Annotated in this window: 9 protein-coding genes; 7 read left to right on the forward strand and 2 right to left on the reverse strand. The window is 70.0% G+C overall.

All coding sequences use genetic code 11. The annotated features are described in order from the left end of the window. Nucleotides 1-17 precede the first annotated feature (17 nt). Nucleotides 18-701, forward strand: coding sequence for a response regulator (locus ACFWE2_RS00675; protein ID WP_377222270.1), 684 nt, complete (start codon nt 18-20; stop codon nt 699-701). A gap of 704 nt (nt 702-1,405) precedes the next feature. Then, on the forward strand, nt 1,406-1,933 hold the full coding sequence (locus tag ACFWE2_RS00680) for a hypothetical protein (RefSeq protein ID WP_377222271.1): 528 nt from the start codon (nt 1,406-1,408) through the stop codon (nt 1,931-1,933). Between the two features lie 178 nt (nt 1,934-2,111). Here the strand turns inward: ACFWE2_RS00680 and ACFWE2_RS00685 are convergent, their stop codons facing one another. Then, nucleotides 2,112-2,858 carry a GntR family transcriptional regulator gene (locus ACFWE2_RS00685; RefSeq protein ID WP_377222272.1) on the reverse strand — a complete coding sequence of 249 codons (747 nt, stop codon included), beginning with the start codon at nt 2,856-2,858 and terminating at the stop codon, nt 2,112-2,114. Between the two features lie 238 nt (nt 2,859-3,096). Here ACFWE2_RS00685 and ACFWE2_RS00690 point away from each other — a divergent pair, with 238 nt between their 5' ends. From ACFWE2_RS00690 to hemC, 4 genes are read left to right on the forward strand one after another with little or no spacing between them, the layout of a single operon-like run. Continuing rightward, nucleotides 3,097-3,918, forward strand: coding sequence for an HAD hydrolase family protein (locus ACFWE2_RS00690; protein WP_377222273.1), 822 nt, complete (start codon nt 3,097-3,099; stop codon nt 3,916-3,918). Between the two features lie 31 nt (nt 3,919-3,949). Continuing rightward, nucleotides 3,950-4,933, forward strand: a complete 984-nt coding sequence (locus ACFWE2_RS00695) for a hypothetical protein (protein ID WP_377222274.1) — start codon at nt 3,950-3,952, stop codon at nt 4,931-4,933. Next, the gene (locus tag ACFWE2_RS00700; RefSeq protein ID WP_377222275.1) at nt 4,930-5,520 is read left to right on the forward strand and encodes an O-methyltransferase; all 591 of its coding nucleotides are present in this window, start codon (nt 4,930-4,932) and stop codon (nt 5,518-5,520) included. Before ACFWE2_RS00695 ends, ACFWE2_RS00700 begins: the two co-directional genes overlap by 4 nt. Nucleotides 5,521-5,525: 5 nt before the next feature. Further along, nucleotides 5,526-6,461, forward strand: coding sequence for a hydroxymethylbilane synthase (gene hemC / locus ACFWE2_RS00705; RefSeq protein ID WP_377222276.1), 936 nt, complete (start codon nt 5,526-5,528; stop codon nt 6,459-6,461). Here the strand turns inward: hemC and ACFWE2_RS00710 are convergent. Further along, nucleotides 6,436-7,365, reverse strand: coding sequence for a DMT family transporter (locus tag ACFWE2_RS00710; protein WP_377222277.1), 930 nt, complete (start codon nt 7,363-7,365; stop codon nt 6,436-6,438). The two genes, hemC and ACFWE2_RS00710, sit on opposite strands and share 26 nt — an antisense overlap. A 152-nt stretch (nt 7,366-7,517) precedes the next feature. Between ACFWE2_RS00710 and ACFWE2_RS00715 the strand changes: the two genes are divergently transcribed. Further along, nucleotides 7,518-9,050, forward strand: a complete 1,533-nt coding sequence (locus ACFWE2_RS00715) for a PLP-dependent aminotransferase family protein (protein WP_377222278.1) — start codon at nt 7,518-7,520, stop codon at nt 9,048-9,050. Nucleotides 9,051-9,242 lie beyond the last annotated feature (192 nt).

The following is a 9,242-nucleotide window of genomic DNA, read 5'->3' on the forward strand; positions in this document are numbered from 1 at the left end:
GTGGGGGAGGACGGGCGGTGACGGGCAACCGTGTCCTCGTGGTGGACGACGACGGCGCGCTCGCCCGCGCCCTGGCCATCAACCTGCGGGCGCACGGCTGGGACGTGACGGTCGCGCCGACGGGTGCGGCGGGACTGGACGCGGCGGCGTCCGCCCGGCCGGACGTGGTGCTGCTCGACCTGGGGCTGCCCGACATGCCGGGCCTCGACGTGATCGCGGGGATCCGCGGCTGGACGCGGGTGCCGATCGTCGTGCTGTCCGCGCGGCAGCTCGGCGACGACAAGGTGGACGCCCTCGACGCGGGCGCCGACGACTACGTGACCAAGCCGTTCGCGATGAACGAGCTGCTCGCGCGGCTGCGCGCCGCCGTCCGCCGGGCCGAACCCGCCCACCCGGAGGAGCCGGTGGTCGTCGCGGGGGAGCTGCGGATCGACCTGGCGCGACGGCAGGTCTCTCGCAACGGGTCCGACGTGCGGCTGAGTCCTACCGAGTGGGCGCTGCTGGAGGTGCTGGTGCGCAACCGCGGCCGGCTCGTGGACCGCAAGCTGCTGCTGCACGAGGTCTGGGGCCCCGCGTACTCGACCGAGACCAACTACCTGCGCGTCTACACGGCGCAGCTACGCCGCAAGCTGGAGAAGGACCCGTCGCACCCGAGGCACATCCTGACCCACCCGGGAGCGGGCTACCGCTTCGAGGAGTGAGCTGGTTTTCCGGCGAGTTCGGTCCTGTGCACCGGAACCTCCGTGACTTCGGTCGCTTGCCCTGAGATCGGTCAGTCAACTGACTGATCTCAGGGCAAGCGACCGAAGCGAGATCAGCGGCCGTGCAGCCGACCGAAGTCGCGAGGCGGACAAGGCCGACCCGGTCCCTCGGCGGTCGCGAGGGTCGTCCAGCGACTCGACCAGCCCGGTGAGCGCCCGCTCGAAGGTCGCGCGGTCGGCCGGAGGGGCTCGACACCGCGGTCCACGCCTGGGACGTCGCGACGGCGCTCGTCGACACCTACCGGCCCGACGACGTCATCGAGCTGGTCCTCGACTTCGCTCGGCAGATCGCGAGCCGGCCCGGCGGGTCGCGCGGCGTCTTTGGCGAGCCGCTCGCCGAGACCGGCGCCGACCCATGGTTCGACGCCCTGCGTCTCCTGGGCCGAGACCTGCGGCGGGTCGAGGCCTGACCGCTACGGGTGCTATACCAGCCTCTCTCCTCTTCGACCTGCCCAAGAGGTCTGCTTGGAGATGATCTCGTGGGCGCGATCGTGACGTTTGCGGCCAGTCGCCCTGCCAGCCTACGAACTGTGGTGCCCATCCGCCGCCCGCAGACCGCCGGTTCGGGTGGCCAGGACTAGCCGCGGAGTGCCACCTGCGGCCGAGGGTAATGCCACGCGACTGACGCGGGCTACCGTCTCCGCATGAACCTTGAAGTCGTTGCCACATCAGCCGTTGCCGCAGGTGTCGTCAGTGCCGTGTGTACTGCCCTGTTCAGTTTGTTGCACTTCCACGTGGAGGCGAGGGAGAAGCGTTGGGAGATGCGTACGGCGAATCTCCGCGACGCGGTGGTCGATTTTTTGACGGCTTCACGCGCGCTTCACGAGAAGGATTGGGCCATGAGAGAAGCGATCTCGGACCGCAGCGTGACGGATGCAGACGGGTCCCCCGTGTACGACCGGGTCGAGATGAACGCTGAGGTTGAGCGGTTTTCGCGTGCGATTGAGGCCGCAGACGAGGCAACCGAAAATGCGCTGAGTCGCATCCAGTTGTACTCACCAGCTCTGCATGCGAAGACGAGGGCCATCCTGGCGGTAAAGGTGAACGCAGAGGGCAAGGCAGACCGTGAAGTTGCTCTTGCCGAGTTTCTCGTCGCCGCTCGGTCGGAACTGCGCATTGGAAGCCTGGAAGGGCCGGAACTCAGACTCTGGCGGCGACGGTCTCGTGACTAGTCAGCTGCTCCGGTGCGCGTTCTGCAGCCGGGGTCGGGAAGGCGTTGTCTGGGTGTGGGCCATCGCCATCCAGTCGCCGTTGACGTCGTATGGGCAGCGAGCGGATCGCGGACCTGGCGTGGGACGTGGCGACCGGGTCCGCCACGTCATGGGACGAGCATCGCCAGTACTGGCGTGACTACCCGTCGGCGAGCGGTGTCGACCACTTGAGCACGGTCGAGCCGTGGCTGACCTTGACGGCGACCTCCACAACTCGTCCATCGGTCAGGAAAACAGTCCGGAGCACCTGGGTCACGATCACCGTGCCGGTGAGCCCCAGGGCCGCCCGCTCGGAATCGCTGGCGAACCGGGAGGTTACTTCTTCGAGTACGCGCCCTTGGGCCACCCCGAGCCGTTCGGCTGCCAGTTCGCGTGAGCCACCCGTGGAGACCGGCTCTGCAAGTTCTGGTGCTGCCTCCACGACGTACGGCGGGTAGTAGGACGACGACAGGTGAACTGGTGAGCCGCCGCGCCTGACGAGCCGCTGTCGGACTTGCACCGGTGAGCCGGGCTCGACGCCCAGCCGCGCCGCTATGGCCTCGTCGGCACCGACGGTGCTGACCTCCATAATTTCCGACGTCTCTCCGGTCGCCAGCGCCTTGCCTGTAGCCGCGTGCGTCCGGACGCGAGCGGCGATGTTGTCGCTGCTGTAGCTCGCGACGACGGTCCCGGCGCCGGTGCTTGCGGCAGTCAGCCCTTCCTCCTTGAGGACCTTGTAGGCCCTGACAGCGGTGGCGTTGGAGACTTCCCACTCCTCCATGACCTTCCGCACGGTCGGCATCTTGTCGCCAGGGCGCATGGCGCCGTCGCGGATCAGATTCCGGAAGTGCTCGGCGATCGCGGCGTATCCCGCAGATTTGGCCATGTCGCGCTCTCTTCCCTCCATCGAGTGCTCTACTTTGTCTTGCCGTGCTCTACTTCTTGCTCTACTGTCGATAGCGGAGCACGCCAGGACACCCACACCAGCATAGCTCCGGCGAGGTGCTGAAAAGTGCCCTGTTCTGGCCAGTGCGCAGCTGAGTGAGACATAAGCACGTGGTTCTAGACACTAGAGCAAGCCGCGCGACAACTCGATGCCGAGAACCTGTCGAGCGCACGAGGGGGATGGGATGGGGCTTGCGCACATGGTCGCGCTCGATATTGATGGGACGTTGCTGCGGACCGGGGAGCCCGTGCCCGAGGTCACCGTGCAGGCGGTGAAGCGGGCGCGAGCCGCGGGGCACCACGTGATCCTGGCTTCGGGCCGGTCGCTCGTCGGCGTGCTGCCGGTGGCGCACCAGCTCGGGATCACGAACGGTCGAGTGGTGGCCTCGAACGGCGCGGTGACGGCGCGGTTGACCCCAGGAGCCTCAGCTGGATTCGTGCTGGAACATGTGCTGCGCTTCGACGTCGGCCCGGTGATCGATCTCGCGTTGAGGCTGCTGCCTGGGGCCCGGATCGGCGTGGAGGAGACCGGCGTCGGCTACTGGGTGAACCAGCAGTTCGAGCCCGACCAGATCAATGGCACACAACGCATCGTGGACCGGGACGCGATCGGGCAGCTGTCTTCTGCCCGGGTGATCGTGCAGGCCGACGACGTCCACTCGATCGTGGACGGGCTCCGTGCCCTGCGAGTGACCGTCAACCGCGTTGGTGACGGGTGGCTCGATGTGACTCCAGCAGGCAGGTCCAAGGCCTCCGCGCTCGAGAAGATCCGCGCCAACCTCGGCGTCCTGCCCGAACTCACGGTCGCTGTCGGCGACGGCATGAACGACGCCGAAGCCCTCGTCTGGGCCGCCCACGGAGTGGCGATGGCGCATGCGCCTGATGCTCTCAAAGCCCTAGCCGACCACGTCACCGGAACCATCGACGACCACGGCGTCGTCCCGGTCCTGCGCTCCCTGGCGTTCGGGACGGTGGATGGCCGTCGGTCACTTCGCCGTCCACTCTCCACGTCTCTCACCTGACTGTCCGCTCACTGCCAGAGGAGTACCGCCGATGCTTGAGACCGCGAACCGTGAAGCAAGGCCTTGGCACAGGCCGGACGGGGTCAACCCAGGGCGCGCAAGGGGCGCGATCCGTCGCCTGTACGACAGGGAAGACCTCGCCCCCAGCCGACTGTCCGCGCCGCTCCTGGTCCGTCCCGACGGCGAGGCGACAGGCGCACTCCCAGGCGAGGTCGATCTGGCAGGGCTTGAGCAGGAGGTGCTTCGCCTTGCAGACCTGGGACTTGGCGGTGTGAAGGTGTTCGTGACGGGGCACGATCGCGACGCCTATGCCTCGGGCGCAAGAGCCACGAGGAACCGCATGATCCTGGCGGTCGAGACGATCAAGGCGGCGGCGCCCGACCTGGCGATCACCACCGAGGTGTGCGGATGCTCCTGGACGTCATCGCACGAGTGCGTCCTGCGCGATTCGGACGGGCGGATCGACCTCTACGGCACCTACGAGCTCATGGGCGAGATGGCTGTGCTGCACGCGCGCGCAGGGGTCGACGTCGTCTCTCCTACAGCGATGCTCGACGGTTCGATCCGGATTGTGCGCCGGGCGCTCGATTCCGATGGCTGGCGCGATGTATCGGTGAATCCGAACATCGCAGTAGACACTGCCTTGTACGGGCCGTTCAGGAACGTGATGGGCACCCAGCCGGCGTCCGGCCGTCGCCACGGGCTGCAGATAGATCCGGCCCGGCTCGTGCCCGATGTGATGGCATGCGCAGACCGGTGGCTCGCCGAAGGTGCCGACACACTGACGCTGCAGCCGGTGATGACCAACACCGATGCGCTGAGCGCGCTCGGTGGCCAAACTTCCGTGCCAGTGGTGGCGTACTCGACGTCGGGCGAGTGGGCTGCGCTACGTGACCTACCCGACCAGGTGGCTCTGGACTACCACCGGATGCTGTTCCGGCTGGGGGCTGACCACGTCCTGACCTTCGCAGCGGCGTCGATCGCCCAGTCCCTGCACGACGGAGCCAAATCATGAACGACGCGCCACTGACCCGTCCGGGCCGGCTCGCTGCCGTCGAGGATGCGGCCGACCGGCTCGGGTTCCACATGTCATGCGAGGACCGCACTGGTTCGCTGCTGGCAACCCTGGCGGCATCCAAGCCCGGCGGGAGGTTCCTGGAGATCGGCACCGGCGTCGGTGCCGGTGTCGCGTGGATGCTGTCCGGGATGGATCTGAGCGCTCATCTGACGACGATCGACATCGACCCACGGGTCCACGCGGCCGCGTCGGTGACGTTCGCCGACGACGCACGGGTGCAGTTCGTCTGCGCCGACGCCGGCCGGTGGCTGCAGGAGTACGAGGGCGACCTGTTCGACCTGGCCTTCGTCGACTGGAGACCCGGCAAGTTCGAGCAGCTCGACCTGCTCGCCGATCTACTTGCTCCAGGCGGGCTGTATGTCGTGGACGATCTGTTGCCGCAGGACACCTGGCCCGCTGACCATCCGGAGCGCGTTGCGCAGTTCTGGCGGTCCTGGCCTCGACCCGACATGGTCGCGACTCCGATCGGGTGGGCCAGTGGGCTCCTTGTCGCGGCGAAGAAGGCCCCGGCGCGGATACCGTAGGCCTCATGTCTTCCCCCGTCCTGCGGATCGTGACCCGGTCGTCGCCGATGGCGCGCGCCCAGGTCGAGCGCGTCCGCGGCCTCCTCGCCCAGACCTCACCGCACCTGGAGGTCGAGGTCGTCCCCGTAACGACTACCGCGGACCGGTGGACCGGCAGCCTGAGCGCTTTGGGCGGCAAGGAGAACTTCGTCCGCGAGGTCGACGCCGTCCTGGCCGCCGGAGCCGCGGACGTGGCCGTGCACTGCCTCAAGGACATGCCCGGCGAGAAGCCGCTCCCGCCGGGCATGACGATCGCGGGCTACCTCGCGCGCGATGACGTGCGCGACTGCCTCGTCAGCCCGGCCGGGCTCCGGTTGGCTGAGCTACGTGCCGGGGCCAAGATCGGTACTTCCTCGGTGCGTCGACGGGCTCAGCTTGCCGCCGTCCGCCCTGACCTTGACTTCGTGCTGTTCCGCGGCAATGCCAACAAGCGGTTGGAGAAGATCGCCGGCGGTGAGGTGGACGCGGCAATCCTGGCTGTCAGTGGGCTGCAACGGATCGGCCGCGTCGACGCGATCACCGAGATCTTTGAGCCAGAGGTCATGCTCCCGCCCGTCGGGGCGGGCATTCTCGCTCTGCAGTGCCGTGCTGACGACGACGCCACCCTTGAGGTGCTGGCCCCGCTCAACGACCCCGCGACGTGGCGCGAGGCCGCTGCTGAGCGAATGTTCCTGCACGTGCTGCAGGGCCATTGCAACAGCCCCATCGCCGGCTACGCAACGCATGTCGATGATGAGCTGGTCCTGAGCGGTGCGGTCTACTCGCTCGACGGGAAGACCGCCCTGGCCACCGCGGAGGACTCGGGCGCCTTCACCCCGGCAGATCTGGGCATGAGCGTCGCACTCGCACTGGTCAAGCAGGGGGCTCGGGACGTCATCAGCGCCGCCGCGCAGACTCCCTGACCCGGGTCATCGCAGGGGTCTGCGTCCGGACCTCCAAAGGCCGCACGGGACCGGGGCGCATCCCCAGCACGACGCCGGCCACGACGACCGCGACGCCCAGCCACACGACCGGCCCGGGCACGGGCCCGCCGAGCAGAACCCCGCCGACGGCCGACGCGACAGGCACGATCCCGGTGAACAGCCCGGCGCGCCCCGGACCCATCCGGCCGACCGCCGTGTACCAGAGGAGGAATGCGACGACGGTGACGCCCAGGGCGAGGTGCAGTATCGCGGGCACGTGCTCCGCCCGCAGGGTCCCGACGGCGCCCGGACCCTCCGCCGCCAGGCTGAGCGCCCACAGCGCCACCGCCGCGATCCACACCGCGTGGAGCGAGACGCCGTGCGGCCCGAGCCGGCGCAGCACCGGGATCGCCAGCAGCGTGAACCCCGCCTCGCAGACCAGGGTCAGCAGCGCGTAGCCCAGTCCGGCGGCGTCGGTACGCCCACCGCCGGTCACCAGGACGGCGCCGAGGGTCACCACCACCGCGGCGGCCACCACCGCCGGCGTCGGCCGGGTCTGCCCGAGCAGCGGCCCCACCAGCGCGAGCAGGATGGGCACCGCCGCGACGGCGACCCCGATCACCGCGGGCTCGGCATGTGCGACGCCGCGCACGACCCCCACGTTGAACAGCACCAGCCCGGTCAGCGCCACACCCGCGAGCCACACCCACTCCCGGCCACGCGGTGCCGGGACGGAGCGCCCGGTGAACCGCAGGACCAGGAACAGCACCACCGCGGCCAGCGTGTACCGGAGTGCCTGCACGGCGAACAGCGGGGCGTCGGCGAGCACGCCGGAGACCGCGACCTGGCTGCCGACCAGCACCATCCCGATACCCGCGTACAGCGGCCCGGACCACTGCCTCACGTGCGGGTGGGTGTGGTGCTCGGGGCCGGATTCGGCAGGGATGGGCTCGGGAGCCCGTAAGGCCGGTGGCGTCCTGGTCGTCATGTCCGCGAGCCTGCTCGAACTTTGGTATATCTGACAGTGCCAAACTGACCTCGATCGAGGGGACCAAGATGCCCGGGGCGGACTTCCTCCAGCTCGATCCCGCGCAAGCCGGCCGCGGGAACCTCACCGCATGGCTGGTCGAGACGGTGCGGGACGCCGTGTCCGACGGCCGGCTCGCCCCGGGCGACCGGCTGCCCGCGACGCGTGTGCTCGCCGACCAGCTCGGCTGCTCACGCGGCGTGGTGGTCGACGCCTACCGCCGCCTCACGGACGAGGGTCTGCTGTCCGGCCGGCGCGGGGGCGGTACGACGGTCCGCGCGGCCTGGGCCCCGACGTCTGCCCCGTCGGCCCCGACGACCGCCCCGAGGGCGCGGCCGGTCCGCGGAACACCGCCCGCCGACGCCGGAGCAGAGCCGGCCGGTGCCGGCGGGCGCGCCGCCTCGCCGTCGGGCCTCGCCGGCGCGATGCCACCGGAGCCGACCGGCCCGCCGGCCTCCGCGACCGACCTGATCGATCTCTCACCAGGGCTGCCCGACCTCTCCGCCTTCCCGCGCGCCGCCTGGGCCCGCGCGGAACGCGCGGCCCTGTCCGGGCTGGCGTCGAGCGAGCTCGGCTACGGCGACCCGCGCGGACTCCCGGCCCTCCGCACGGCGCTGGCCGGCTGGCTCGCGCGCACCAGGGGACTCCGCGCGCACCCGGACGACATCCTCGTGGTCAACGGCGTCTCGCAGGGCCTCACGCTGCTCGCCCGGACGCTCGGTGCGCGCGGGCTGCACCGGATCGGGTTCGAGGACCCGGGATCCTTCGGCGCCCGCGAGCACCTGCGGCGGTGGGACCTGGAACCCGTTCCCGTCGCCGTCGACCAGGACGGCCTGGACGTCGCGGCGCTCGACAGGACCGGCGTGGACGCCGTGGTGGTCACTCCCGCGCACCAGTTCCCCACCGGCGTGGTGCTCGCCCCGGACCGACGCCGGGAGCTGGTCGCCTGGGCGCGCACCGCACCACCGCCGGGCCTCGGTGACCTGCCTGGCCGGCTGGTCATCGAGGACGACTACGACGCGGAGCACCGCTACGACCGCCCGCCCGTGCCCGCGCTGCGCGCGCTCGCGCCCGACCATGTGGTCCACCTCGGCAGCGTGTCCAAGTCGCTCGCCCCGGCCATCCGGATCGGCTGGCTGCTCGCGCCTGCCGCGCTCCAGGCCGAGCTGGTCGAGGCCCGCTACTGGTCCGACCTCGCCGGTCCGGCGCTGTCCCAGCTCGCGCTGGCCCACTTCATCACGACCGGCGGGTTCGAGCGACACCTCCGCCAGGTCCGACGGCGGCACCGTGCCCGCCGCGACGCCCTGCTCGCGTCGCTCGCGACCCAGCTGCCCGGCAGCACGGCCCATGGGGTGGCCGCCGGCCTGCACCTGCTCGTGACGGTGCCGGGTATCGACGACGCCGCCGTCGTCCGGCGGGCGGGCAGTGCGGGGGTTCGTGTGCAGCCCCTCTCGGCGTACCGGCTGGGCGACGGGCCATCGGGCCTGGTGATCGGCTATGCGGCGAGCACCCCGGACCAGCTCCACGAGGCGGTGCGCCGGATCGCGCAGGTTCTCGGGTAATCAAGAACGCCGTTCGACGTGCGGTGATGAATTATGCGATCCGGTCGTTCGCAAACCAGTGAGGGCCATTACCGCGTATAGGGTAAGGGGCGGACCCGTAGTGTTTTTGACCCCCCCCCCCCGGGGCGGACATCAGGGGGGAAAAAACTCAAAAACCCGCCCGGGGGGGGACGTCCGGCGAGCGTTTGACAA

It is taken from the genome of Promicromonospora sp. NPDC060271, from assembly GCF_042726755.1.
Lineage (GTDB): Bacteria > Actinomycetota > Actinomycetes > Actinomycetales > Cellulomonadaceae > Promicromonospora.

Bases quoted from the DNA above. Each gene is read 5' to 3' on its own strand.
- ACFWE2_RS00680 (WP_377222271.1), top strand. From the start codon at position 1,406: ATGAACCTTGAAGTCGTTGCCACATCAGCCGTTGCCGCAGGTGTCGTC.
- ACFWE2_RS00685 (WP_377222272.1), bottom strand. From the start codon at position 2,858: ATGGAGGGAAGAGAGCGCGACATGGCCAAATCTGCGGGATACGCCGCG.
- ACFWE2_RS00690 (WP_377222273.1), top strand. From the start codon at position 3,097: ATGGTCGCGCTCGATATTGATGGGACGTTGCTGCGGACCGGGGAGCCC.
- ACFWE2_RS00695 (WP_377222274.1), top strand. From the start codon at position 3,950: ATGCTTGAGACCGCGAACCGTGAAGCAAGGCCTTGGCACAGGCCGGAC.
- ACFWE2_RS00700 (WP_377222275.1), top strand. From the start codon at position 4,930: ATGAACGACGCGCCACTGACCCGTCCGGGCCGGCTCGCTGCCGTCGAG.
- hemC (WP_377222276.1), top strand. From the start codon at position 5,526: ATGTCTTCCCCCGTCCTGCGGATCGTGACCCGGTCGTCGCCGATGGCG.
- ACFWE2_RS00715 (WP_377222278.1), top strand. From the start codon at position 7,518: ATGCCCGGGGCGGACTTCCTCCAGCTCGATCCCGCGCAAGCCGGCCGC.